We start from the raw sequence: 23,429 nt of genomic DNA on the forward strand, positions 1-23,429 counted from the left end.
GATCGAGGAGCGATTGCGTGATGTCCGAGAACGACCGGTCCGTGAGGCCGCACCCGTCCGCCCTTTCCGCGGACCGGCCCAAGAGCCCGGTGTGTTCCTACACGGAGTGGGACCCGCTGGAGGAAGTGATCGTCGGCATCGTCGACGACGCCAGTTTCCCGACCTGGCACATGGCCTTACCTCCGGTGCTCCCCGGAAATCAGCACGAGACCTTCCGGCGGAACGCCGGGAAGCCGTTCCCGCCCGAACAGGTCGCCGCGGCCCGCGCCGAACTGGAGGAATTCGTCCGAATATTGGAGGGCGAAGGGGTCACGGTGCGCCGGCCGGAGCCCATTCCGCAGCGCACGCCCTACACCACGCTCGACTGGACCAGCACCGGAATGTACGCGGCGATGCCCAGGGACGCGATCCTCGTCGTCGGTGACGACATCATCGAATGCCCGATGGCCTGGCGCTCCCGCTACTACGAGAACCTCGCCTACCGTCCGCTGCTCAAGGAGTACTTCCACGGCGGCGCGAAATGGACCGCCGCACCCAAGCCCGAGCTGACCGACGCCCAGTTCGACCAGGACTGGACCGATCCGGGCGAGGACGGGCCGCAGCGACTGGTGGTGACGGAGTTCGAGCCGACCTTCGACGCGGCCGACTTCACCCGCTGCGGTCGCGACATCATCGCGCAGAAGAGCAATGTGACCAATGACTTCGGAATCGAGTGGCTGCGCCGCCACCTCGGCGACGAATACCGCATCCACGTCTTCGAGTTCAACGACTCGCACCCGATGCACATCGACGCCACGCTCGTTCCGATGGCGCCGGGCAAGTTGCTCATCCACCCCGAACGGGTGCCGGAGGTGCCGGAACTGTTCAAGGGCTGGGACGTGATGGCCGCACCCCAACCGGTCATTCCGGACGGGCATCCGCTCTACATGACCAGCAAGTGGATCAACATGAACATCCTCATGCTGGACGAACAGCGGGTCATCGTCGAGCGGCAGGACGAGCCGATGATCTCGGCGATGAAGAAGTTCGGTTTCACGCCGATTCCGTGCAATTTCCGCAATTTCAACAGCTTCGGCGGATCGTTCCACTGCGCCACCGCGGACGTCCGCCGCCGCGGAACCCTGCAGTCCTACTTCTGAGCGGCAGCGGCCGTACGCGGCCAGCACCCGGACGATCACCGTGGCCGCCCCGTCCTCCGGCCCCCCACGTACCTGTCTGTCCCGCCGCGGGGCGTCTCGCCGTTGCTCCCCCAGCTAACGCTGGGAGGTGCCCCCAGCGGCGGGCTAGGTGTGCTGTCCCGGGACGTTGGTGACAGGCGACATGCCTTTCAGGGTGCTTGAACGAAGTGAGGGCCTTCTGGCTCGGTGTGGATTGCGACATCTACCGCCGAGTGCAGGAGGCCCTCGTGATCCACCGTAACGCCCCGCTGACGCCGACCGGCAGGCTGCGTCTGGCCCGGTGCATCGTCGACGACGGCTGGCCGCTGCGCCGTGCCGCGGAACGTTTCCAGGTCAGCCACACAACAGCCGCACGCTGGGCTGGCCGCTACCAACTGCACGGGCAGGCGGGAATGGAAGACCGCTCCAGCAGGCCTCACCACCAGCCTCACCGCACGTCCGCCGCGGTGGAGGACGAGGTCGTCCGCATGCGACGCGAGCACCGGATCGGCCCGCTGCGGCTGGCCGCCCGTGCGGATCTCGCAGCATCCACCGCCCACCGCATCCTCACCCGCCACGGCCTGCCACCGCTGGCCGCCACCGACCGGGCCACCGGCGAACCCGTCCGCCGCTACGAACGCGCCCGGCCCGGCGAATTGGTCCACATCGACGTCAAAAAACTCGGCCGCATCCCCGACGGCGGCGGCCACAAAGCTCTCGGCCGGGCAGCCGGCCGCAAGAACCGCAACAGCACCGGATATGCCTACCTGCACACCGCTCTGGACGACCACACCCGACTCACCTACACCGAAAACCTCCCCGACGAGAAGGCCGCCACCTGCGCGGACTTCCTCACCCGCGCCACCGCCTGGTTCGCGCAATGCGGGGTCACCGTCGAACGTGTCCTGACCGACAACGCCTGGTCCTACAGCAAGAACACCTGGCGCCAGACCTGCCGCGACCTGGGCATCCAACCGCGCTGGACACGACCCTGGCGCCCCCAGACCAACGGCAAAGTCGAACGCTTCCACCGCACCCTGCTCGACGAATGGGCCTACCACCGCCCCTACAGCTCAGACGCCGAACGACAGGCCGCGTTCCCCGACTGGCTGGACTGGTACAACTACCACCGACCCCACACCGGCATCAGCGGCCACACCCCAGCCAGCCGCGTCACCAACCTGTCCGGTCAGCACAGCTAGGGGGTTGTTGGGTGCGGTGACGGACCTCCGGGGCGTCCCCTCCCGTGAGGGGGAAAGTGAAGGACGGTGGGGGGCACATAACGCCCACGCGTCCGCAGGCAACAGACCAGGTCCGCCCCCAACCAGCTCACAAACTCCCCCTCACGGGAGGGGCTGGACCGGAGGACGAAGTCTGGAGGGCCGGCACCGCACCCGACAAACAACGCCCGCCGCTGGGGGCACCTCCCAGCGTTAGCTGGGGGAGCAACGGCGAGAAGCCCCGCGGCGCCGCAGACGGCTACGTGCGAGGCGCCGCAAAGCGCGCAACGGCGAGCGAGCCCCGCGGCGCCGCAGACGGCTACGTGCGGGGGCGCCGCAAAGCGCAGCGCCCCGCGGCGGGACAGACAGGTACGTGCGGGGGCGCCGCAAAGCGCAGCGCCCCGCGGCGCCGCAGACGGGTACGTGGGAGGCACAGCAAAGCGCCCCCTGTCGAGGGGGAGGGGATCACGAGATATCTTGATGTCGAGCAATGTTGCAGACGTGGAGCGGAGCACCCGGTGACTGACTCGACCATCATTTACACCCACACTGACGAGGCCCCCGCCCTCGCGACGTATTCCTTCCTGCCTGTGATCCAGGCCTACGCGTCGCAGGCCGGCGTCAACGTGGAGACCCGTGACATCTCCCTGGCCGGTCGCATCATCGCGAGCTTCCCCGAGCGTCTCCAGGAGGGGCAGCGCATCGAGGACGCCCTCGCCGAGCTCGGCCGGCTGGCCAAGACGCCCGAGGCCAACATCATCAAGCTGCCCAACATCTCGGCCTCGATCCCGCAGCTGAAGGCCGCGATCGCCGAGCTGCAGGAGCAGGGCTACGCGCTTCCGGCCTACCCGGACGACCCGAAGACCGACGAGGAGCGCGACATCCGCGCCCGCTACGACAAGGTCAAGGGCAGCGCCGTCAACCCGGTCCTGCGCGAGGGCAACTCCGACCGCCGCGCCCCCGCCTCGGTGAAGAACTACGCCAAGGCCCACCCGCACCGCATGGGTGAGTGGACGGCGGGCTCGAAGACCAACGTCGCCCACATGACCAACGACGACTTCCGCTCCACCGAGAAGTCCGCGGTGGTCGGCGAGGCCGGTGCGCTGCGCATCGAGCTCTCCGGCGACGACGGCTCCACCACCGTCCTGCGCGAGTCGGTACCGGTCCTCGCCGGCGAGGTCGTCGACGCCTCCGTCATGCGGGTCGCCGCCCTGCGCGAGTTCCTCACCGCCCAGGTCGCCCGCGCCAAGGCCGAGGGCGTGCTGTTCTCCGTGCACCTCAAGGCCACGATGATGAAGGTCTCCGACCCGATCGTCTTCGGCCACGTGGTCCGGGCCTTCTTCCCGAAGACCTTCGCCAAGTACGGCGAGGTCCTCGCCACCGCCGGCCTGACCCCGAACGACGGCCTCGGCGGCATCTACAAGGGCCTGGAGTCGCTGCCCGAGGGCGCCGAGATCAAGGCGTCCTTCGACGCGGAGCTCGCCGAGGGCCCCGAGCTCGCCATGGTCGACTCCGACCGCGGCATCACCAACCTGCACGTCCCCAGCGACGTCATCGTCGACGCCTCCATGCCGGCCATGATCCGCACCTCCGGCCACATGTGGGGCCCGGACGGCCAGGAGCACGACACCCTCGCGGTCCTCCCGGACAGCAGCTACGCCGGCATCTACCAGGTCGTCATCGACGACTGCCGCGCGCACGGCGCCTTCGACCCGTCGACCATGGGCTCGGTGCCCAACGTCGGCCTGATGGCGCAGAAGGCCGAGGAGTACGGCAGCCACGACAAGACCTTCGAGATCCCCACCACGGGCACCGTGCGGGTCCTCGACGCGTCCGGCAACGCCGTCCTGGAGCAGGTCGTCAGCGCCGGCGACATCTTCCGGATGTGCCAGACCAAGGACGACCCGATCCGCGACTGGGTCAAGCTCGCCGTCACCCGTGCCCGCGCGACCGGCGACCCGGCCGTCTTCTGGCTCGACGCCGAGCGCGCCCACGACGCCCAGCTGATCCAGAAGATCAAGCAGTACCTCCCGGAGCACGACACCGAGGGCCTGCAGATCGAGATCATGGCGCCGGTCCACGCGATCAAGTTCTCCCTCGACCGCATCCGCCGCGGCGAGGACACCATCTCGGTCACCGGCAACGTCCTGCGCGACTACCTGACCGACCTGTTTCCGATCCTGGAGCTGGGCACCAGCGCCAAGATGCTCTCGGTCGTCCCGCTGATGAACGGCGGCGGCCTGTTCGAGACCGGCGCCGGCGGCTCCGCGCCCAAGCACGTCCAGCAGCTGGTCAAGGAGAACTACCTGCGCTGGGACAGCCTGGGTGAGTTCCTGGCGCTCGCGGTCAGCTTCGAGCACCTCGCCCAGAAGACGGGCAACGCGCGCGCCCAGGTGCTCGCCGACACCCTCGACCGGGCGACCGGCTCCTTCCTCAACGAGAACAAGTCGCCCAGCCGCCGGCTCGGCGGCATCGACAACCGCGGCAGCCACTTCTACCTGGCGTTCTACTGGGCCCAGGAGCTGGCCAAGCAGACCGAGGACGCCCAGCTCGCCCAGGCGTTCCAGGGCCTGGCGGCGACCCTCGCCGAGCAGGAGAAGACCATCGTCGACGAGCTGATCGCGGTGCAGGGCTCGCCGGCCGACATCGGCGGCTACTACCAGCCCGACCCGGCGAAGGCCGCGGCGGTCATGCGCCCGTCGCAGACCTTCAACCAGGCCATCGCCTCGCTCGGCTGACCCAGCCGCTCCGGGCCCCACGGCCCGTTCCGCCCCGGCCGGCATCGCGCCCGGCCGGGGCGGCGCCGTACCGGAACCGATGGGGCCGGCGCCGTTCGCGGCATCATCACCCGACCTCACCCGGATCGCCCGCCACCACCCGGGCCCCGCCCTCCCTGCACCGCGTCGATCCGGCCGAGGGGCTCCTCCCGGACGACGTCGCCACGCTCCGGAAACGGGCCGCCGACCACGCGCCCGGAACCGGCGGTGGCCAGGGGACGCGACCCGACCGCACGGCGGCCCCCGGCGCGGTAGCGTCACCCCGTCGTCACCGCCGCCCATGACCGCGCACACCGGTCACGGCGGCCCGGTCAGCACTTCTCACGGGGGACACACCGATGGAACTCGCCCAGGTCCGCCTGCTCGTCACGGACTTCCGCGGCTGCTACCGCTTCTACCGGGACGTGCTGGGCCTCACCCCGCAGTTCGAGGCCGAGGACGGCCCGTACGCCAAGTTCACCTGCGACCGGGGCTCCGCGGGCATCGCCCTCCAGGACCGCGCGCAGCTGGCCGAGGTCCTCGCCGACCTGGCGGCACCCCCGGCCGGACACCGCGCCCTCATCGCCCTGCGCGTCGACGACCTCGACGGCTACTGCGCCGAGCTCACCGGGCGCGGTGCGGTCCTGGACCACGGCCCGGCCCCGATGACCGACCGGATGCGCGTGGCCCACCTCAGGGACCCCGAGGGCAACCTCCTCGAACTCCAGCAGTGGCTGGCCCCGCGCACCGCCGGCTGACCCGGTCCGGGCCCGGCGCCGCTCACCCGACCAGGTCCAGCACCGGCCGCAGCCCGTCCGGCCGGCGCTCCACCGGCAGATGGTCCACCGGCAGGTAGGCGCAGCCGAGCGCGGTCGCCCCGCCGTCCGCCGTACGGTCGTCGCCCACCATCAGCACGGCCGACGGGTCCAGGCCCAGCTCCTGGCAGGCCACCGCGAACAGCCGCGGATCCGGCTTCTGCAGGCCGTGCTCGAACGAGAGCACACAGCTGTCCAGGTAACGGGCCAGGCCGTGCGCGCGCAGCACCGGCCGCAGGTCCCAGCCGATGTTGCTCAGCACGCCGGTCCGGACGCCCCGCCGGCGCAGCTCCGCCAGCACCTCGGCGGCGTCCGGGTAGGGCCGCCAGGCCGCCGCCGTCCTGTGACGTTCGTAGAGCGCGTCGTACAACTCCTCGGCCGGCAACGGGACTTGACGGGCCAGCCCGGTGTACAGCGCACGGTGACGGGCGGCGTCCCGGTCCCGGACCTCCCACAGCCCGGCCAGTCCGTCGGGCAGCGCGACGGGGGAGGAGCCGCCGGGCAGCGCCCCCGCCCGCTCCAGCTCGGCCGCCCGGCGGGCCAGCTCCGTCTCGTCCATGGCGACCCCGGTCGCGGCCAGCGCGGCACGCAGCCAGGACTCCGCGGGCTCGATCCGCAACAGCGTCCCGGAGAAGTCGAAGAGCACACCCTTGATCGTGGTCATGGCCCCATCCTGGCCCGGAACGGCGCGCGGGGCGACGGGCGGGCACGGAGCATGCGGCCCGGGCCAGGGCCTTTCCGGCCATCGTGCCCCGGCCCCCGGGCACCCGGCCCCGCCCTCAGGTCAGCGCGGACAGCCCGGGAATGAACGTCACCAGCAGCGGTACCGCCGGGAGCAGGACCGCGCAGGCCGTCATCCGCAGCCGGCGGCCCGGCGTGAAGCGTGGAGCGGGGGCGAGCAGCCGGTCCACCCGCTGCGGGACCTCGGCAAGCTGCGTCGGACAGGGCCCGAACACCCCGCGGTCCTCGTTGAGTTCGACCAGGGCCAGGGCGACCGTCAGCCGGCCGAAGCGGCGCGAGGCCACGTCGTCGGCGGCCAGTTCGACCAGCCGGTGCACCTGGTCGCGGAACGCCGCGAACACCGGGATCTGCGGGAAGCCGGCGGCCAGCGCCGACGCGCAGTAGAGCAGCAGATCGTGCCGGGCCCGCACATGGCCCTGCTCATGGGCGATCAGCGCATCGAGCTGACGACCCTTCAGCCGCCGCAACGCCGCCGTGGTGAGGACCAGTTGGGGCGAGGAATGATGCAGCCACCACGCCTCCGGGCGGTCGCCCTCCAGGACGACCAGCCGTTCACCGGCCGGCTCCTCGCCGGGCAGCAGCGGGACCCGCCGCCGCAACTCGTCCCGGCTCCGGCGTCGGCGGGCCCGCGCATCGCGCACCTCCCGGGTCAGCGCGAGGCCCGTCCAGGCACCGCCGCCGGCGAGCAGCAGGGCCAGCACACCGGCCCAAGGCCCGTAGCCCTGCAGGGCGTACGCCTCGACGACCACCCGGGGCGCCGGGCCGAACACCGGGCTGCGGACGGATTCCCAGGCGGCGGCCGCGCTCAGCGACATCGCGAGGATGCAGCACAGCAGAACACCGGCCACCACGCACTGCCACACCCACAGGGCGAGCACCGGTTCGCGGTCGGGCCAGTCCGAACGGGCCATCAGCCGCGGCGCCATCGACGCGGCCAGCGCGCCGAGAATCATCAGCGCGAGAGGGACCATCATGGCGTCAGCCTATGAGCGCGCGACTACTCGTTGGTACAGGCATACATCGGAAGTGACGTACGCCACCCCGGCCGAAGGTGTGGAACGGAGGCGGCTGTACGGCCCGTGGGCGCGTCGGGCTCACATCATGAGCAGCATCGCCAGCATGCCGATGCCCATCGCCACCCGGCAGGCGCGCAGCACGTCCGCCGTCCCGGCACCGCCCGCCACGGCGGGCACCCCGGCCACCGCCGGCCCGTCCGCCGCCGGCACCAGCCGGACGCCCGCGCCGATCACGTAGACCGTGTAGTAGACGAGCAGCAGACCCGTCACCCACGGCACCCCGCCCGGCGCGGAGTGCGTCATCGTGCCCAGGTGATCCATCCCGGCCATGCCGTGTCCCGCGCCCGGCCGGCCCCCGGGGCCGCCCGGCCACACCATCGCCAGCGCCATGTACACCATCGCCAGCGCGCCCACCGCGTGGTGCAGATGCCGGCGCACCAGCGCCACCACGGCCGCCGCCCCGAAGCCCGCGGTGAACAGCCACGGCGACCACGGCGGCGCCACCACGGACGCCGGCACGGCCATCGCCGCCATCCCCAGCGCCATCACACCCTCCCCGCGGGCCGCCGCCCGCTGCGCGGCCGGTACGCCGCCGGCCCGGGCCAGGCAGTACGCCCCGGCGCCCGCGCACAACAGGACCAGCAGCCAGCCGACCAACGGTGGTGCGTGCACGAAGCGCCTCCCTGCGGCCGTCGCCACCCGTACGCGTCGGCTGCAGGATGCCCGCGGGACAGGCCGCACACGGGAGCGCACGGGCGCAAACCGGGAGCGCGGAAGCGGGCCCGAGACGCTCTCAGGGCCTGTCCGAGGGGTCAGGGCCGGCCAGGTGTTAAGGCCGGTAGCGCAGCGGATGGTCCGCCGGGACCTCGGTGAGCACGATGCGGTGCCCGTCCGGATCGGCGATCCACATCTCGATCAGCCCCCAGGGCTCCTGCACCGGCGGCCGCAGCACCTCCACCCCGCGCGACACCAGCTTCCGGTGCGCGGCCTGCGCGTCCGCCACCTGGAGCCACAGCCGGAGGGTGTCCGTGGCCGGCTCCGTGGCGCGGCCGGAGACCTCCAGGTAGCCGCCGCCGAGGAAGTAGACCGTGCCGCGCTCGGGACCGGTGCCGAACTCCCGGTAGATCTCCAGCCCCAGCGCCTCGCCGTAGAACGCCCGCGACCGTTCCGGATCGGACGGCCGCAACAGCACCCTGCTGCTCAGTACATGCACCATGCCGGCGACCCTACGCCGCCCGCGCAGCGGCCCCGACACGGCGCGCGCACCTCTTGTTAGCCTCGGATCCGCCAGCCGCCCGGCTCCGCCCCGCCCGGCCCGAGAGGACCCCGCCCGCCATGCCCACCACCGAGCTGACCTTCCGCACCGCCGTCGACTCCGACGTCCCCGGCCTCGTCGACCTCATCGAGTCGGCGTACCGCGGCGACGCGAGCCGGGCCGGCTGGACCACGGAGGCCGATCTGCTGGAGGGCCAGCGCACCGACCCGGAGGGCGTCGCCGCCGTGGTGCGGCACGAGACCGGGCTGCTGCTGGTCGCCGAGCGGGACGGCGCGCTGACCGCCTGCTGCCAGCTCGAACACCGCGGCGACCACGCGTACTTCGGGATGTTCGCGGTGCGCCCCGCGCTCCAGGGCGGCGGCTTCGGCCGGACCATGCTCGCCGAGGCCGAGCGGACCGCCCGGGAGACCTGGGACGCCCGGGAGATGCGGATGACCGTCATCCGGCAGCGCACCGAACTGATCGCCTGGTACGAGCGCCGCGGCTACCGCCGCACCGGCGAGTTCAGCCCGTTCCCGTACGGCGACGAGCGGTTCGGGATCCCGCAGCGCGCCGACCTGGAGTTCGAGGTGCTGGTCAAGCCGCTGGGCTGACCCGTCCCCGGCGGGGCGTGCTACAGCCGCCCCGCCTGGATGATCCGCTGCAGGAACTGCCGGGTGCGGTCGTGCCGCGGCTCCCCGAAGACCTGCCCGGGTGTGCCGCGTTCCAGTACCACCCCGCCGTCCAGGAAGCACACCTGGTCGGCGACGTCCCGCGCGAAGCCCATCTCATGGGTGGCGATGACCATGGTCATGCCCTCCTCCTTGAGGTCGCGGACCACGCCGAGGACCTCGCCGACCAGCTCCGGGTCGAGCGCCGCGGTGATCTCGTCGAGCAGCAGCAGCCGGGGCCGCCCGGCCAGTGCCCGGACGATCGCGACCCGCTGCTGCTGGCCGCCGCTGAGCCGGTCGGGATACTCCCCGGCCCGTCCGCCGAGCCCCAGCCGGTCCAGCAGCTCCCGGGCCCGCTCCTCCGCCTCGGCGCGCGATACCCCGTGCACCCGGCGCGGCGCCAGCGTGATGTTGTCCAGCACGGTCATGTGCGGGAAGAGGTTGTACGCCTGGAAGACCACCCCGATCCGGCGCCGCACCGCGTCCGCGTCGGTCCGCGGATCGGTGATCTCCGCGCCGTCCAGGAAGATCGCCCCGTCGTCGATCTCCTCCAGCAGGTTGGCGCAGCGCAGCAGCGTCGACTTGCCCGACCCGGAGGCCCCGATCAGCGCGGTCACGGTGTGCGGGGGCACCTCCAGGTCCACGTCCCGCAGCACGACCGTGCCCCGCCCGTACGTCTTGCGCACCGATTCCAGCCGCAGTACGGGGCCGTCCCCGGAAGCCGCCGCGGCCTTCTCGGCGGCGGGCCGCGGTGTGCGGTCGGTCGTGCTCATACCAGCCCTCCCTGGGCGCGCCGGCGGTCCATCCGGGCCGTGACCCAGTCCGTGAACCGGGTCATCGGGATCGTCAGCGCGACGAAGACCAGCCCGGCCACGACGTAGGGCGTGAAGTTGAAGTCCTTGCCGGCGATGATCTGCGCGGCGTACACCGCGTCCACCGCGCCGGCGATGGACACCAGACCGGTGTCCTTCTGCAGCGAGACCAGGTCGTTGAGCAGCGGCGGCACCACCCGCCGCACGGCCTGCGGCAGCACCACGAACCGCAGCGCCTGCCCGCTGGAGAGCCCCAGCGACCGGGCCGCGGCCCGCTGCGAGGGATGCACCGATTCGATCCCGGCGCGGAAGACCTCGGCCACGTACGCCGAGTACGTCAGCACCAGCGCGGCCCCGCCGAGCACCACCGGATCGGTGGTGACGCCCTGCAGCCGCAGCGCCGGCACCCCGAACACCACCATCAGCAGACAGATGATCAGCGGCAGCCCGCGGAAGAAGTCGGTGTACGCGGTGGCCAGCGCGCGCAGCGGGAAGAACACCGGGCCGCGCAGCGTGCGGGCCACCGCCAGCAGCAGCCCGAGCACCAGCACCGCCGCCCCGCACACCACCAACAGCCGCAGGTTCAGCAGCAGCCCGTCCAGCACCTGGGGCAGCGCCTTGCGGGCGTACGCGGCGCTGAAGAACGTGTCCCGGGTGCGCGGCCAGCCCGGGGAGCCGGTGATCACGACGAACAGCACGACGGCGGTGACCACGGTGCTCAGCGCGGCGACCGCCGCCGCCCGGCGGGCCCTGGCCCGCTTGAACCGCTCCCGCTCGATCCGCCGCGCGGACGGCACATAGCCGTCCCCGTCCGGCTCCTCGGCTCGCTCCGGGGTCTTCAACGGCCCCTTTTCGTACGTCACTTGAGCACCGGAACGTCGACGGCGTCGGTCAGCCACTTCTTCTCCAGCGCGGCGAGCGTGCCGTCCTTCCGGAGCGCGTCGACCGCGGCCGTCACGCACCCGGTGATCCGGCTCTCCTTGTCCAGCACCAGCCCGAACTGCTCCTTCGCGCTGCCGGTGTCCGCGAACTGGCCCACCACCTCGGCCTCCTTGACCTCGGCCGAGGTGATGTAGAACGCCGTCGGCAGGTCGGTGACGATCGCGTCGACCTGGCCGTTCTTCAGGGCTGTCTTCGCGTAGTCGTTCTTCTGGAAGACCGCGGCGGTCCGGTCCGGGTGGATGGTGTCGTTGACGACGTCCAGGCTGGTGCTGCCGACCTGGGCACCGAGCTTGACGTGCCGGAGGTCGGCGATGCTCTTGGCACGGGCGGCCTTGGAGCCCTTGAGCGCGATGACCGCCTGGCGCACGTCGTAGTAGCCGGAGGAGAACGCCACCGCGTGCTTGCGCTGTGCGCTGATGGAGATCTGGTTGATGTCGAAGTCGAACTTCTTCGCGCCGGGCGCGAAGGCGTTGGTGAACGGCACGGTCTGCCAGTCCACCGCGGCCTTGTCGTAGCCCAGCTGCCGGGCGACGGCGTAGGCGACGGCCGATTCGAAGCCCTTGCCGCTGGCCGGGTCGTCGTCCTGGAACCACGGCGCGTAGGCCGGCTTGTCGGTGCCGACGGTGAGCTTCCCGGCCTGCACCGTGGCGAGTTTGCCGCGGTCGCAGCTCTGTTTGCCCTGCCCGGTGGCCGGCGGGCCACCGGGGGACTCGTCCTGCGGGGCGCAGCCGACGGCCGCGGTGAGCAGCACGACGGCGGCGCAAGTGGCCAGGCGAAGAGGGCGGTTGACGAGGCGCATGGCGGGAGAGTGGCAGTGCGCGGGGCCGTCTGTCGAGATCATCGGGAAAACGTCCGCATGCTGGAAGCCTGTTGCGCGGCTGTGAACTGCGGATTTCCCGTCCGGCGGTCCGTCAGGCGGTGAAGCGCACCGCTCGCCGGATCTCCGGGAGGTCGGTCACCACCCCGTCCAGGCCGAGGCCGCGGGCCAGCCGGAGCTGGTCGTGGGTGTTGACCGTCCAGGCGACGACCTTCAGCTGCGCGGCGTGCGCCCGCTCGACCAGCTCCAGGGTGAGCCGGCGGATGTTCAGCGACAGCATGTACGCGCCGACGGCCTGGGCGCGGTCGACGACGTCGGCGCCGTAGCGGCTGCCGACCAGGGCGGTGCGCACCCCGGGCAGCAGCGTGCGGATCGCCGCGAGCGCCTCGTCGTGGAAGGAGATCACCTCGACCCGGCCGGTCAGATCGCGCGCCCGCATCACCTCGGCCAGCGCCTGCGCGGCCGCCACGTCCTTGATCTCGGCCTGCAGCGGCGCCTTGACCGCGTCCACGACCTCCTCGAACACCGGGATGCGCTCGCCCTGGCCGGCGTCCAGCTCGCGCAGCTCGGCGAGGGTGCGCTCGGCGATCGGCCCGGCCCCGTCGGTGGTCCGGTCCACGTCCGCGTCGTGCATGACGACCAGCGCGCCGTCCTTGCTCAGATGCAGATCCAGCTCGATGACGTCGACGCCCTCGTGCTCGGCACGTACGAAGGAGCGCAGGGTGTTCTCCGGCTCGACGCCCATGATCCCGCGGTGCCCGATGGTGAGAAAGGACAAGGCTGCCTCGCTTCTGTCGGCTCGGTAGTGCTGTCGGCTCACTGCCGGTGTCGACCGTCGACCGTCGGCAACGGCGTGCGAAACGGCGCTCAGCCTAACGGCCCGTACGTCCCGAAACCGGTTGCCGAACGACCCCGCGGTGTGTCCAGTACCCGTACCCGCCATATCCGCCTCCACCCGTTGTCACCCACACGTGGGCGCGCCCCCACACCGCTGACGCGACAGCCACCGGGCGACCCCCGGAGGCCCTCACTCCGTTCACCGGCGAGGGCGGGGGAGTGTGGCATATGCCACACCTGCCGCAACCGGAGAAAGTGCCAAATCCCTTGCCGCTACGGGCAGTAAGTGTCGCGGGATCGCGCTCCGACAGGAAAAATGAGGGTAGGGACGGGGTGCCGGCCGAATAATTTTCGGATCCCCCACTTGAGCGGACGATCCTTGGCTGGTTACCGTGTGCTGACAACACGATCTACCGCCGGAGGGCAGTCATGACGGAAATTCTTTCGCCTGTGGGTGTCCCGGGAGGCACTGGGACCGTGGAGCGCGTGGTGGACCACGCGGCGTGGCCCGTGCTCAAGGACGCCGTCGAGACCATCCGGCCCTGGCAGTCCAAGGACGGTGCGATCGACCTCGCGGCCGACGGCGCGCCCACCGCGGACGCCGTGCGCGCCGAGGTCGAGCGGGTGATAGCGGCCGTCCGGGAGCTCGCCCCGCTGCTCCCGCACGACGCCGCCTACCACGAGGCGCTCGTCGCCGACCTGCGCCGCTGGGCCGACGACGGCTTCGGCGTGCCGGACTTCCTGGACTCGCTGCTCGCCTTCCAGCCCGCCCGGCAGCGCGCCGACGGCCTCCAGCACCTGGTGCTGTTCCCCATGTACACCCAGAACGGCAACCCGGACCGCAACTTCGAGGCCGTGGTGCTGCGCATGGTCTGGCCGGACTGGCTCGCCGAGCTGGAGCGCACCCGCTACGACAACCCCCTCTTCTGCGGCATCGCCTTCGAGGACTTCACCGCCGGCTACGACACCAACTCCGCGGTCCTCTTCCCGGAGACCATCGCGGTCCGCGAGGCCCCCGCGCGGTTCACCTGGGGCGGCATCTTCTGCGACCGCGAGGCCGCCCGCTTCCGCCGGGTCACCGAGGCCGCCGTCGAGACGCTCGGCCTCGAAGTGCCCGAGGACATCCGCGAGATGCTCACCGACCAGGAGCGCTGCCAGGAGGCGTTCGTCCTGTGGGACATGGTCCACGACCGCACCCACAGCCACGGCGACCTGCCGTTCGACCCCTTCATGATCAAGCAGCGCCAGCCGTTCTGGATGTACGGCCTGGAGGAGCTGCGCTGTGACCTCACCGCCTTCAAGGAGGCCGTGAAGCTGGAGGCCGAGGGCTACTCCCAGGCCCGCGACGTGCAGTTCGCGGTGATCTTCGACCGGATGTTCCGCTTCCCGGTCACCGGCGACCGGGTCCGCAACTACGACGGTCTGGGCGGCCAGCTGCTCTTCGCCTACCTGCACAAGCACGACGTCGTACGCTGGACGGACAACACACTGCACATCGACTGGGAGCGGGCACCCAAGGTCACCAACGAGCTGTGCGGCGAGATCGAAAAGCTCTACCGCGACGGCATCGACCGCCCCAAGCTGGTCCACTGGTTCGCCGCGTACGACCTCGTCTCGACCTACCTCGCCCCGCACCCGGGCTCGGTCTGGGCCAAGGGACCGGACGCCCTCGACCTGGACCAGCCGCCGCGCAAGCTCGTGGACGACGTGCTCGCCGACGAATTCCCGCTGAGCATGTTCTACGAGGCGCTCGCCAAGAAGCTGCGTTCCGTGATCGCCTCGACCAAGGGCATCACCGCCCACAGCGACACGCTGGCGGCGGCATGAGCACCGACCGTGACAACCGGCCCACGGCCGTCCAGGAGCAGGACGAGGAGGCGACGGAGATGGTGACTTCGACGGGCGGTCACGGGCCGCTGGAGGGTGCGGTCATCGCGGTGGCGGGGGCGGCCGGTCCGGCCGGCCGGGCCACGCTGCTGCGGCTGGCCGAGGCGGGCGCCGTGGTGGTCGGCTCGGACGCCAACCCCGAGCGGCTCGCCGAGGCCGTGGACGCGGCCCGCTACGCCCACGGCGGCGCCACGGTGATCGGGGACACCGTCGACCTCCTGGACCTTGAGCAGACCCGCGAATGGGCGGACCGCACGGAGAAGGAATTCGGCCGGATCGACGGTCTGGTGCACCTCGTCGGCGGCTGGCGCGGCTCGTCCACGTTCGCCGAGACGGACCTGGCGGACTGGGACGCCCTGCACCGGCTCCTGATCCGCACCGTCCAGCACACCTCGCTCGCCTTCCACGACGCCCTGGAGCGCAGCGGCAACGGCCGCTTCCTCCTGATCAGCGCGGCCGGCGCCAGCAAGCCCACCGCGGGCAACGCCGCCTACGCCGCCTCCAAGGCCGCCGCCGAGGCCTGGACGCTCGCCATGGCGGACGGCTTCCGCAAGTCGGGGGGCGAGCAGGGACCGCGCGCCGCGGCTGCCATCCTGGTCGTCAAGGCGCTCGTCAACGACCAGATGCGCGCCGAGCGACCGAACGCCAAGTTCGCGGGCTTCACGGACGTCTCGGAGCTGGCCGAGGCCATCGCCGGGGTCTGGGACCGGCCCGCCCAGGAAGTGAATGGACAGCGTCTGTGGCTGACCCCCGAGCCGTGACCGGAGCGAAGACCGACGCCCGGCAGCACCACGATCCGCAGATCCGCGGCTTCGCCAGCGACAACTACGCCGGCGCCCACCCCGAGGTGCTGGCCGCGCTCGCCCTCGCCAACGGCGGTCACCAGATCGCCTACGGCGAGGACGACTACACCGAACACCTCCAGCGGGTGTTCCGCAGCCACTTCGGGCAGCGGGCGGAGGCGTTCCCGGTGTTCAACGGCACCGGCGCCAATGTCGTCGCCCTCCAGGCCGTGACCGACCGCTGGGGCGCGGTGATCGCCGCCGAGACGGCACACATCAACGTCGACGAGTGCGGTGCGCCCGAGCGGGTCGGCGGGCTGAAGCTGCTCACCGTGCCGACCGAGGACGGCAAGCTCACCCCCGAGCTGATCGACCGCCAGGCCTGGGGCTGGGACGACGAGCACCGGGCCATGCCGCAGGTCGTCTCGATCACCCAGAGCACGGAGCTCGGCACGGTCTACACCCCCGACGAGATCCGGGCCATCTGCGAACACGCCCATGAGCGCGGCATGGTGGTCCATCTGGACGGTTCGCGGATAGCCAACGCCGCGGCGACGCTGGACGTCCCCATGCGGGCCTTCACCAACGCCGTGGGCGTCGACATCCTCTCCTACGGGGGCACGAAGAACGGCGCGGTCTTCGGTGAGGCCGTGGTCGTGCTCAACCCCGACCGGGTGCGCGCGATGAAGCACCTGCGCAAGCTGTCCATGCAGCTGGCCTCCAAGATGCGCTTCGTCTCCGTCCAGTTGGAGGCGCTGCTCGCCAAGGACCTGTGGCTGCGCAACGCCCGGCACGCCAACACCATGGCGCAGCGGCTGGCGGCCGGCGTCCGGCAGATCGACGGGGTGGAGATCCTCTACCCGGTGCAGTCCAACGCGGTCTTCGCCCGGCTGCCGCACGACGTGAGCGAACGCCTCCAGAAGCGCTACCGCTTCTACTTCTGGGACGAGCAGGCCGGCGATGTGCGCTGGATGTGCGCGTTCGACACCACCGAGGAGGACGTGGACGGCTTCCTCGCCGCGCTCCGGGAGGAAATCGCCCGCTGACGCCGGACCCGACGGGCCCGCGCCCGGCCGGAGGTCATGACGTGACCGCCGGCCGGGCGCGGCTCTTTTCCGGCCCGGTCACGACGGCACCGCCAGTACATCACAATGAACTTCGCAGTACGGTTTGCTTTACTGCGCCGTGTCGTGCTGCAATGCCGCCGGACGGCCCCGACCGGCCGCGCCACCGGCAGCCACCGCCACGACCCGCGAGGAACGGCCCGATGCCCACATCCCTGTACGTCTCCGACGAGGTACGCGCCCTGGCGCCGGGCTTCGCCCACCTCGCCGTCGAAGCCCACGGCCTGACCAACGGGCCCAGTGACGCGTCGAGCGCCGCACTGCTGGACGAGGCCACCCGCCGGCTGGTCCGGCGCCTCGACGGGCGCGCACCGCAGGACGACCCGCACCTCGCCGCCTGGCGCGCCGCGTACACCGCCTTCGGCGCCAAGCCCTCGCGCACCCGCAACTCCGCCGAGGCGCTGGCCCGGCGCGCCCTCGCGGACGGCGGGCTGCCGCGGATCAACCGCCTCGTCGACCTCTACAACGCGATCAGCGTCGCCCACCTCGTCCCCGTCGGCGGTGAGGACCTGGACCGCATCCGGGGCGGTATGCGACTCGTCCGGGCAGCCGGCGACGAGCCGTTCGCGACCGCGGCCGGCGGCGCCGAGGTGATCGAGCACCCCGACGCCGGCGAGGTGGTGTGGTGCGACGACGAGGGCGTCACCTGCCGTCGCTGGAACTGGCGCCAGGGCGTCCGCACCCGGCTGACCGAGGACTCCGTCAGCGCCCTGTTCCTGCTGGAACGGATGGCTCCGATGTCCCTCGACGACCTCGCGGCCGCGGGTGAGGAACTGGCCGAGGCGCTGCAGAAGAGCTGCCCCGGCGCCCGGGTCGAGCTCGGCGGGATCCGGACCGCATAGCGGCCGGCCGACGGAGCCCGGCCGGGCCGCGGGCCGGCGTCACGCGCCGGGCGCCGCCGGTGCCGTGCCGCCGAGGTGGGCCGGGACCCACCAGGTGTCGTCCGGGCCCTTGGGCCGTACGGGGTAGGCGCGCTGGGCGGCCTCCAGCAGGTCCTGGACGCGGGCCCGCAGCCGGTCGGTGATCTTCTCGGCCTGCTCGGCCGGATCGGCCGCCACCGGCTCGCCCACCCGGATCGTGATCGGGATGTGGTTCCGCCCCAGGTCCCGCTTGTGGCCCTTGGTCCACAGCCGCTGGGTGCCCCACAGCGCCACCGGCAGCAGCGGCACGCCGGCCTCCTGCGCCAGCCGCGCCGCGCCCGACTTGAAGGACTTCAGCGTGAACGACTCGGAGATGGTCGCCTCCGGGAAGACCCCGATGATCTCGCCCGAACGCAGCGCCGTCAGCGCGTGCTTGTAGGCGTGCATGCCCTGCGCGCGGTCCACCGGGATGTGCTTCATGGCCCGCATCAGCGGCCCGGACACCTTGTGCCGGAACACCGACTCCTTCGCCATGAACCGCACCAGCCGCTTAGCCGGACGCGCGGCGAGCCCCGCGAAGACGAAGTCCAGGTACCCGATGTGGTTGCTGACCAGCACCGCTCCGCCGCGGCGCGGAACGTTCTCCGTCCCGGCGATGTCGAATTTCAGGTCGAGCGCCTTGAAGAGCGTGCGCGCGGCACCGATCACGGGCGGGTAGACGAGCTCTGCCATTGTCCGGAGGACCCCTTTTTCCATGCCTGGGGAGGGTTCTCCCGGCGGAAACCTACGCCGTCGTCACTGCGGCTTTCGGGAGATCGTGCCCGATTGCGGCCGCCGCGGCCAGCGCGCCGACCACCCCGGGCGGGAGATCCTCGTCACGTACCGGACCGGCTCAGCCGGCCGCCCGCCGCAGCAGAAGGTACATTTCGCACCCCAGGCAGTACCCGAAAGCGGCATTGAGGAAGGCCGCCGCGAGGGCCGCCGCCGTGGCCGCGAGCCCCAGCCACTGCGCCCCCGCGGCGAAGCCGGCCAGACCCACCAGCGCGAAGACGAGCCCGACGCTCTGGGCGAAGCGCGGCGGGGCCGGGTCCTCGAACGCCGCCGGCGCGGACAGCCGCGGCCGCACCGCCACCCTGAACAGCCAGGCGTAGGGCGACCGCTGGACCCCGGCCCCCGCCCCGACGGCGAAGACCAGCGCCTGGCAGGCCAGCAGCCACCCGCTCCCGCTGATCAGTACCGCCGCCAGCACCACGGCCGTCAGCGCCGCCCCGAACCGGGGGCCGCGTACGTCGATCCGGTCGTCGATCCTGTCGCTCGTCATGCCCCCTACCTTCCCCCGGAAAGGCCCGTACGGAGTGCCGGGAATCTTTGCGGTCCTGTGAACGCTGCACCCCTCGATGACCGGACTCATGGTGTGCCTCGCGGTGCTCGCGGCAGCGAGCCTCTTCGGCGTGTGGCACCAACGCCGCAACGGGAGACTGTCGGTGCGCAAGCGGGACGAAACGGCGCGGCTCGGTGCCGCGGAGATCGGCACGGCGCTGGGGGAGCGGGCCACCCTGCTGCAGTTCTCCAGCGCCTTCTGCCAGCCCTGCCGGGCCACCCGGCGCACCCTCGCCGAGGTCGCCGGCATGGTCGAGGGGGTGGCCCATGTGGAGATCGACGCCGAGGCCCACCTCGACCTCGTACGGGAGCTGAACGTGCTGCGCACCCCGACGGTGCTGGTGCTCGACGCGGACGGCGCGATCGTCCGCCGCGCCTCCGGGCAGCCCCGCAAGTCCGACGTCATCGCGGCGCTCGGGGCGGCGGTCCGTGATTGATCTCCCAGATACCGGGCCGCCCTTGACGCTGCGGGGCGCGCATCGTCAGTCTGACGTGATGCGGCCAGGAACCCTTCTCTACGGACGCGCCCATGTCGACCTTCTGCGGACCTCCAGCGCCCGCTGTCCGGGCGTGTGAGCAACGACGACGTAACCGCCGCAGGGCGCCGTACGGGCGCCGGCGGCCCCGCCCCGGCTCGTCCGCCTCAGCAGAAGGACAACTCCATGACGGTCTCGCCCGACCTCGGCACGCCCCGCACCGCCTCGCCCGACCTCCTGCGCTCCGTCTTCCGCCGGCACGCCGCCGGCGTCGCCGTGATCACCGCCCAGGGCTCCGGCCCGGTGGGCTTCACCGCCACCTCCCTCACCTCCGTCGCCGCCGAGCCGCCGCTGCTCTCGTTCGGCATCGGCACCGGCGCCTCCAGCTGGCCGGCCGTCTCCGTGGCCGACCACATAGGCATCCATGTGCTCGGCGAGCACCAGGCGGACCTGGCCGCCACCTTCGCGCGCAGCGGCGCGGACCGCTTCGGGCCCGGCACCTCCTGGCGCACCGGCCCTGAGGGCGTGCCCCTCCTGGACGGCGTCCTGGCCTGGATGGTCTGCAAGGTCGTCGCCCGGGTGCCGGCCGGCGACCACCGCATCGTGCTCGCCCAGCCCGTCGTCGGCGACCCCGCGGGGCCCGGTCGCCCCCTCCTCTACCACCAGGGCCGCTTCAACGCGCTGCGCGACTGACGCGCCCGCCGCGGCCTGCTGCTCACCCGCGCTCCTCACCCGATCAGGGCCGTTGGGAAGGTCACATTTCGACGGCCTTGATTCGGGGCACCAGAGTGGATGTACTGGCGAGTAATATGGCGGTCGGCGTGGGGAACCGCATCCGACCGGGAGCCGCCCCGAGAGGCGCCTATGCTGCCAGCACGAGGCAGTTCTGAAGAGACCAAGCAGGTAGGAGAGCCGGCGTGAGCTTGAGGATCGTTGTCTGTGTGAAGTACGTGCCCGACGCCACCGGCGACCGGCACTTCGCCGAGGACCTGACCGTCGACCGTGACGACGTGGACGGTCTGCTCTCGGAGCTCGACGAGTACGCCGTCGAGCAGGCCCTGCAGATCAAGGAAGCTGCCGACGACGCGGAGATCACGGTCCTGACCGTCGGCCCCGAGGACGCCAACGACGCGCTGCGCAAGGCCCTTTCCATGGGTGCCGACAAGGCCGTCCACGTCGAGGACGACGACCTGCACGGCACCGACGCGCTCGGCACCTCGCTCGTGCTCGCCAAGGCCATCGAGAAGACCGGCTACGACCTGGTCGTCTGCGGTATGGCCTCCACCGACGGCACGATGGGCGTGCTGCCCGCCCTGCTCGCCGAGCGGCTGAACGTCCCTCAGGTCACCCTGCTCTCCGAGGTGTCCGTCGCCGACGGCAAGGTCACCGGCCGCCGGGACGGCGACACCGCCAGCGAGCAGCTGGAGGCCGCGCTGCCGGCCGTCGTGTCCGTCACCGACCAGTCCGGTGAGGCGCGCTACCCCTCCTTCAAGGGCATCATGGCCGCCAAGAAGAAGCCGGTGGAGTCCCTGGACCTGGACGACCTGGACATCGACGCGGACGAGGTCGGCCTCGAAGGCGCCTGGACCAAGGTCGAGGACGCGACCGAGCGTCCCGCCCGTACGGCGGGCACGATCGTCAAGGACGAGGGCGAGGGCGGCAAGCAGCTCGCCGAGTTCCTCGCGGGCCAGAAGTTCATCTGAGCCGCAGCCCTTCCCACCGCCCTCATTCTTCCCGCAGGAGAGCAATCCCATGGCTGAAGTCCTTGTCTACGTCGACCACGTGGACGGCGCCGTCCGCAAGCCCACCCTCGAACTGCTCACCCTGGCGCGCCGCATCGGCGAGCCGGTGGCCGTCCACCTCGGCCCGAACGCCGACGAGGCCGCGAAGGTCCTCGCCGAGCACGGCGCCGTGAAGGTGCTCGCCGCCGACGCGCCCGAGTTCACCGAGTACCTCGTCGCCCCCAAGGTCGACGCGCTGCAGGCCGCCTACGACGCGGTCTCCCCGGCCGCCGTGCTGCTGCCGTCCTCCGCGGAGGGCAAGGAGATCGGTGCCCGCCTCGCGGTGCGCATCGGCTCCGGCATCATCACCGACGCCGTCGACCTGGAGGCCGGCGACGAGGGCCCGGTGGCCACGCAGTCCGTCTTCGCGGCCTCGTACACCACCAAGTCCCGTGTCTCCAAGGGCACCCCGGTCATCACCGTCAAGCCCAACTCCGCCGCTCCGGAGGCCGCGCCGGCCGCCGGTACGGTCGAGCCGCTCGCGGTGACCGTCGCCGACTCCTCCAAGGGCACCAAGATCGTCTCGCGCACCCCGCGCGAGTCGACCGGCCGCCCGGAGCTGACCGAGGCCGCGATCGTGGTCTCCGGTGGCCGCGGCGTCAACGGCGCCGAGAACTTCCCGGTCATCGAGGCGCTCGCCGACTCGCTCGGTGCGGCCGTCGGTGCCTCGCGCGCCGCGGTGGACGCCGGCTGGTACCCGCACACCAACCAGGTCGGCCAGACCGGCAAGTCCGTCTCGCCGCAGCTGTACATCGCGGCGGGCATCTCCGGCGCGATCCAGCACCGTGCCGGTATGCAGACCTCGAAGACCATCGTCGCCATCAACAAGGACGCCGAGGCGCCGATCTTCGACCTGGTCGACTACGGCGTGGTCGGCGACCTCTTCGACGTCGTCCCGGCCCTCACCGACGAGGTCAAGTCCCGCAAGGGCTGAGCCTCTCGGGCGCCTTCCGGGCGCCGCCGGATCCGGCAGAACCGCACGAGGCCCCGTACGCGTGGTGCGTACGGGGCCTCGTGCGTGCCGGGGCCCAACCGGGGCCGGGCTCTCAGGTGTTCGGCAGCCGGTCCTTGCCTGTTTCCCCGAACGGCACCGGCTCGACGACGGCGACGTCCAGCGGCGCGGCGAGCGCCTCGGCGATCTCCGCGCCCAGGGCCGCGAGGGCCGGGCCGGCCGAGTGGGCGTCGAGGGACGCCTGGTCGGCCCAGTTCTCGATGACGGTGACCCGGTCCTCGCCGGCGTGCACCGCGTAGAGCAGACAGCCCGGCTCGGCGTGCACGGCCGGGGTGTGCCGCCGGAACGCCGCGAGGACGTCCTCGCGGCGGCCGGGCTCGGTCCGGATGGTGGCGACGACGACGGGCACGGGGCCTCCTGGGGTGTCACGGACGGATGTGATCACCGGTGAGTGATCTTGCCGAGAATAGTCCGGTTCAGTCGCCGGTCACCCCGTCGATCCGCTCGCGCAGCAGGTCCGCGTGGCCGTTGTGGCGCGCGTACTCCTCGATCATGTGGACGTAGACCCAGCGGAGGTTGAGCCGGACGCCGCGCGGGGACGTGAAGGTCTCGTCCAGCCCGCGGTCCGCCACCGCCTTGTCGCAGGCCGCGGTCTCGGCGCGGAAGGCGGCGACGTCGGCCTCCGCGGCGGCCGGGTCGGCGTCGTCGAAGTCGGCGTCCGGATTCTCCTCGGTGATGTGCACGTCGGGGATCTGCTCGCCGAGGAAGCGCTGGCGGAACCAGGAGCGTTCGACGTCGGTCAGGTGGCGCACCAGGCCGAGCAGGGTGAGGGTGGACGGCGGGTTGGCCGCCTCGGCGAGCTGCTCGCCCGTGAGCCCGGTGCACTTGGCGAGGAGGGTGTCGCGATGGAAGTCGAGCCAGCCCTGCAGCATCTCCCGCTCGCCGGCCACGGTCGGGAAGTCTCTGCGCTGGATGGAGGGTGCGGTCCACGTCATGCCGGGAGTCTGGCGGCGATGCGCGGCGGGCGCCACGGGGTTTCGCGGGCCGGTGCCGGCGGCGGTGACCTGCGCCGCCTCCCGCGGTGGGGTGTTGACCTCGGCAATCTCCCCGGTTAACTTCGCTCTACGGATTGTTGATTCCGTTCAGCG

The 23,429-nt window shown here is 71.8% G+C and carries 25 protein-coding genes; 13 read left to right on the plus strand and 12 right to left on the minus strand.

The window, feature by feature from the left end:
- Nucleotides 1-20: 20 nt before the first annotated feature.
- The 4 genes from OJ254_RS21440 (at nucleotide 21) to OJ254_RS21455 (ending at nucleotide 5,891) form a co-directional block, all read left to right on the plus strand.
- A complete protein-coding gene (locus OJ254_RS21440) occupies nucleotides 21-1,139 on the plus strand; it encodes an amidinotransferase (RefSeq protein WP_265363620.1) in 1,119 nt (372 codons plus the stop codon).
- A 266-nt stretch (nucleotides 1,140-1,405) separates the two neighbouring features.
- On the plus strand, nucleotides 1,406-2,359 hold the full coding sequence (locus OJ254_RS21445) for an IS481 family transposase (protein WP_265363621.1): 954 nt from the start codon (nucleotides 1,406-1,408) through the stop codon (nucleotides 2,357-2,359).
- A 536-nt stretch (nucleotides 2,360-2,895) separates the two neighbouring features.
- Nucleotides 2,896-5,115, plus strand: coding sequence for an NADP-dependent isocitrate dehydrogenase (locus tag OJ254_RS21450; protein ID WP_265363622.1), 2,220 nt, complete (start codon nucleotides 2,896-2,898; stop codon nucleotides 5,113-5,115).
- 377 nt (nucleotides 5,116-5,492) lie between these two features.
- Entirely contained in the window at nucleotides 5,493-5,891 is a 399-nt protein-coding gene (locus tag OJ254_RS21455) for a VOC family protein (protein WP_265363623.1), read from the plus strand.
- A 22-nt stretch (nucleotides 5,892-5,913) separates the two neighbouring features.
- Here OJ254_RS21455 and OJ254_RS21460 read toward each other — a convergent pair whose 3' ends face one another.
- From OJ254_RS21460 to OJ254_RS21475, 4 genes are all read right to left on the minus strand, one after another.
- A complete protein-coding gene (locus OJ254_RS21460; protein ID WP_265363624.1) occupies nucleotides 5,914-6,612 on the minus strand; it encodes an HAD family hydrolase in 699 nt (232 codons plus the stop codon).
- Nucleotides 6,613-6,727: 115 nt separating this feature from the next.
- Entirely contained in the window at nucleotides 6,728-7,663 is a 936-nt protein-coding gene (locus OJ254_RS21465) for a M56 family metallopeptidase (RefSeq protein WP_265363625.1), read from the minus strand.
- A gap of 120 nt (nucleotides 7,664-7,783) precedes the next feature.
- Nucleotides 7,784-8,377: a DUF5134 domain-containing protein gene (locus OJ254_RS21470; protein WP_265363626.1), complete on the minus strand. Its 594-nt coding sequence runs from the start codon at nucleotides 8,375-8,377 to the stop codon at nucleotides 7,784-7,786.
- A 157-nt stretch (nucleotides 8,378-8,534) separates the two neighbouring features.
- Nucleotides 8,535-8,921, minus strand: coding sequence for a VOC family protein (locus tag OJ254_RS21475; RefSeq protein ID WP_265363627.1), 387 nt, complete (start codon nucleotides 8,919-8,921; stop codon nucleotides 8,535-8,537).
- A 119-nt stretch (nucleotides 8,922-9,040) separates the two neighbouring features.
- Here OJ254_RS21475 and OJ254_RS21480 point away from each other — a divergent pair, with 119 nt between their 5' ends.
- Complete coding sequence (locus tag OJ254_RS21480) at nucleotides 9,041-9,574, plus strand: GNAT family N-acetyltransferase (protein WP_265363628.1); 534 nt, start codon at nucleotides 9,041-9,043, stop codon at nucleotides 9,572-9,574.
- 20 nt (nucleotides 9,575-9,594) lie between these two features.
- Here OJ254_RS21480 and OJ254_RS21485 read toward each other — a convergent pair whose 3' ends face one another.
- The 4 genes from OJ254_RS21485 to OJ254_RS21500 all read right to left on the minus strand — a co-directional run bounded on the left by OJ254_RS21485 (nucleotide 9,595) and on the right by OJ254_RS21500 (nucleotide 12,980).
- Nucleotides 9,595-10,404: an amino acid ABC transporter ATP-binding protein gene (locus OJ254_RS21485; protein WP_265363629.1), complete on the minus strand. Its 810-nt coding sequence runs from the start codon at nucleotides 10,402-10,404 to the stop codon at nucleotides 9,595-9,597.
- Nucleotides 10,401-11,306, minus strand: a complete 906-nt coding sequence (locus OJ254_RS21490; protein WP_265363630.1) for an amino acid ABC transporter permease — start codon at nucleotides 11,304-11,306, stop codon at nucleotides 10,401-10,403. Before OJ254_RS21490 ends, OJ254_RS21485 begins: the two co-directional genes overlap by 4 nt.
- Nucleotides 11,303-12,184: an ABC transporter substrate-binding protein gene (locus OJ254_RS21495; RefSeq protein WP_265365252.1), complete on the minus strand. Its 882-nt coding sequence runs from the start codon at nucleotides 12,182-12,184 to the stop codon at nucleotides 11,303-11,305. The genes OJ254_RS21490 and OJ254_RS21495 overlap by 4 nt, the downstream gene beginning before the upstream one ends.
- 112 nt (nucleotides 12,185-12,296) lie before the next feature.
- Nucleotides 12,297-12,980, minus strand: a complete 684-nt coding sequence (locus OJ254_RS21500; protein WP_030413225.1) for a glycerophosphodiester phosphodiesterase — start codon at nucleotides 12,978-12,980, stop codon at nucleotides 12,297-12,299.
- Between the two features lie 488 nt (nucleotides 12,981-13,468).
- Here OJ254_RS21500 and OJ254_RS21505 point away from each other — a divergent pair, with 488 nt between their 5' ends.
- The 4 genes from OJ254_RS21505 to OJ254_RS21520 all read left to right on the plus strand — a co-directional run bounded on the left by OJ254_RS21505 (nucleotide 13,469) and on the right by OJ254_RS21520 (nucleotide 17,674).
- Nucleotides 13,469-14,866, plus strand: coding sequence for a DUF6421 family protein (locus OJ254_RS21505; protein WP_265363631.1), 1,398 nt, complete (start codon nucleotides 13,469-13,471; stop codon nucleotides 14,864-14,866).
- 59 nt (nucleotides 14,867-14,925) lie between these two features.
- Nucleotides 14,926-15,687 (plus strand): SDR family NAD(P)-dependent oxidoreductase, encoded by a 762-nt coding sequence (locus OJ254_RS21510; RefSeq protein ID WP_265365253.1) that lies wholly within the window; start codon nucleotides 14,926-14,928, stop codon nucleotides 15,685-15,687.
- Nucleotides 15,684-16,754, plus strand: coding sequence for a threonine aldolase family protein (locus tag OJ254_RS21515; RefSeq protein WP_423835931.1), 1,071 nt, complete (start codon nucleotides 15,684-15,686; stop codon nucleotides 16,752-16,754). The genes OJ254_RS21510 and OJ254_RS21515 overlap by 4 nt, the downstream gene beginning before the upstream one ends.
- Before the next feature lie 221 nt (nucleotides 16,755-16,975).
- On the plus strand, nucleotides 16,976-17,674 hold the full coding sequence (locus OJ254_RS21520; RefSeq protein ID WP_265363633.1) for a B3/B4 domain-containing protein: 699 nt from the start codon (nucleotides 16,976-16,978) through the stop codon (nucleotides 17,672-17,674).
- 39 nt (nucleotides 17,675-17,713) lie between these two features.
- On the opposite strand, the gene OJ254_RS21525 is transcribed toward OJ254_RS21520, so the two are convergent.
- Together OJ254_RS21525 and OJ254_RS21530 are read right to left on the minus strand one after the other, a co-directional pair.
- Entirely contained in the window at nucleotides 17,714-18,424 is a 711-nt protein-coding gene (locus tag OJ254_RS21525) for a lysophospholipid acyltransferase family protein (protein WP_265363634.1), read from the minus strand.
- 160 nt (nucleotides 18,425-18,584) lie between these two features.
- Nucleotides 18,585-19,013, minus strand: a complete 429-nt coding sequence (locus OJ254_RS21530; RefSeq protein ID WP_265363635.1) for a DUF4395 domain-containing protein — start codon at nucleotides 19,011-19,013, stop codon at nucleotides 18,585-18,587.
- A 76-nt stretch (nucleotides 19,014-19,089) separates the two neighbouring features.
- Here OJ254_RS21530 and OJ254_RS21535 point away from each other — a divergent pair, with 76 nt between their 5' ends.
- From OJ254_RS21535 to OJ254_RS21550, 4 genes are all read left to right on the plus strand, one after another.
- Nucleotides 19,090-19,509, plus strand: coding sequence for a thioredoxin family protein (locus OJ254_RS21535; protein ID WP_265363636.1), 420 nt, complete (start codon nucleotides 19,090-19,092; stop codon nucleotides 19,507-19,509).
- A 225-nt stretch (nucleotides 19,510-19,734) separates the two neighbouring features.
- Nucleotides 19,735-20,241, plus strand: coding sequence for a flavin reductase family protein (locus tag OJ254_RS21540; RefSeq protein ID WP_265363637.1), 507 nt, complete (start codon nucleotides 19,735-19,737; stop codon nucleotides 20,239-20,241).
- 224 nt (nucleotides 20,242-20,465) lie between these two features.
- Nucleotides 20,466-21,251 carry an electron transfer flavoprotein subunit beta/FixA family protein gene (locus tag OJ254_RS21545; RefSeq protein WP_265363638.1) on the plus strand — a complete coding sequence of 262 codons (786 nt, stop codon included), beginning with the start codon at nucleotides 20,466-20,468 and terminating at the stop codon, nucleotides 21,249-21,251.
- Nucleotides 21,252-21,300: 49 nt separating this feature from the next.
- Nucleotides 21,301-22,263, plus strand: a complete 963-nt coding sequence (locus tag OJ254_RS21550; protein WP_265363639.1) for an electron transfer flavoprotein subunit alpha/FixB family protein — start codon at nucleotides 21,301-21,303, stop codon at nucleotides 22,261-22,263.
- Between the two features lie 112 nt (nucleotides 22,264-22,375).
- Here OJ254_RS21550 and OJ254_RS21555 read toward each other — a convergent pair whose 3' ends face one another.
- Nucleotides 22,376-22,690: a putative quinol monooxygenase gene (locus OJ254_RS21555; RefSeq protein WP_265363640.1), complete on the minus strand. Its 315-nt coding sequence runs from the start codon at nucleotides 22,688-22,690 to the stop codon at nucleotides 22,376-22,378.
- 67 nt (nucleotides 22,691-22,757) lie between these two features.
- The gene (locus OJ254_RS21560; protein ID WP_265363641.1) at nucleotides 22,758-23,276 is read right to left on the minus strand and encodes a DinB family protein; all 519 of its coding nucleotides are present in this window, start codon (nucleotides 23,274-23,276) and stop codon (nucleotides 22,758-22,760) included.
- Between the last annotated feature and the right edge of the window lie 153 nt (nucleotides 23,277-23,429).

Origin of the sequence: Streptomyces endophytica (assembly GCF_026153355.1) — a bacterium.
Taxonomy (GTDB): domain Bacteria; phylum Actinomycetota; class Actinomycetes; order Streptomycetales; family Streptomycetaceae; genus Streptomyces; species Streptomyces endophytica.

What these genes read in the sequence shown, in the direction of transcription:
- OJ254_RS21440 (WP_265363620.1), top strand. Translation starts at nt 21, where the DNA reads ATGTCCGAGAACGACCGGTCCGTGAGGCCGCACCCGTCCGCCCTTTCC.
- OJ254_RS21455 (WP_265363623.1), top strand. Translation starts at nt 5,493, where the DNA reads ATGGAACTCGCCCAGGTCCGCCTGCTCGTCACGGACTTCCGCGGCTGC.
- OJ254_RS21460 (WP_265363624.1), bottom strand. Translation starts at nt 6,612, where the DNA reads ATGACCACGATCAAGGGTGTGCTCTTCGACTTCTCCGGGACGCTGTTG.
- OJ254_RS21465 (WP_265363625.1), bottom strand. Translation starts at nt 7,663, where the DNA reads ATGATGGTCCCTCTCGCGCTGATGATTCTCGGCGCGCTGGCCGCGTCG.
- OJ254_RS21475 (WP_265363627.1), bottom strand. Translation starts at nt 8,921, where the DNA reads ATGGTGCATGTACTGAGCAGCAGGGTGCTGTTGCGGCCGTCCGATCCG.
- OJ254_RS21480 (WP_265363628.1), top strand. Translation starts at nt 9,041, where the DNA reads ATGCCCACCACCGAGCTGACCTTCCGCACCGCCGTCGACTCCGACGTC.
- OJ254_RS21485 (WP_265363629.1), bottom strand. Translation starts at nt 10,404, where the DNA reads ATGAGCACGACCGACCGCACACCGCGGCCCGCCGCCGAGAAGGCCGCG.
- OJ254_RS21495 (WP_265365252.1), bottom strand. Translation starts at nt 12,184, where the DNA reads ATGCGCCTCGTCAACCGCCCTCTTCGCCTGGCCACTTGCGCCGCCGTC.
- OJ254_RS21505 (WP_265363631.1), top strand. Translation starts at nt 13,469, where the DNA reads ATGACGGAAATTCTTTCGCCTGTGGGTGTCCCGGGAGGCACTGGGACC.
- OJ254_RS21510 (WP_265365253.1), top strand. Translation starts at nt 14,926, where the DNA reads ATGGTGACTTCGACGGGCGGTCACGGGCCGCTGGAGGGTGCGGTCATC.
- OJ254_RS21520 (WP_265363633.1), top strand. Translation starts at nt 16,976, where the DNA reads ATGCCCACATCCCTGTACGTCTCCGACGAGGTACGCGCCCTGGCGCCG.
- OJ254_RS21525 (WP_265363634.1), bottom strand. Translation starts at nt 18,424, where the DNA reads ATGGCAGAGCTCGTCTACCCGCCCGTGATCGGTGCCGCGCGCACGCTC.
- OJ254_RS21530 (WP_265363635.1), bottom strand. Translation starts at nt 19,013, where the DNA reads ATGACGAGCGACAGGATCGACGACCGGATCGACGTACGCGGCCCCCGG.
- OJ254_RS21535 (WP_265363636.1), top strand. Translation starts at nt 19,090, where the DNA reads ATGACCGGACTCATGGTGTGCCTCGCGGTGCTCGCGGCAGCGAGCCTC.
- OJ254_RS21540 (WP_265363637.1), top strand. Translation starts at nt 19,735, where the DNA reads ATGACGGTCTCGCCCGACCTCGGCACGCCCCGCACCGCCTCGCCCGAC.
- OJ254_RS21550 (WP_265363639.1), top strand. Translation starts at nt 21,301, where the DNA reads ATGGCTGAAGTCCTTGTCTACGTCGACCACGTGGACGGCGCCGTCCGC.
- OJ254_RS21560 (WP_265363641.1), bottom strand. Translation starts at nt 23,276, where the DNA reads ATGACGTGGACCGCACCCTCCATCCAGCGCAGAGACTTCCCGACCGTG.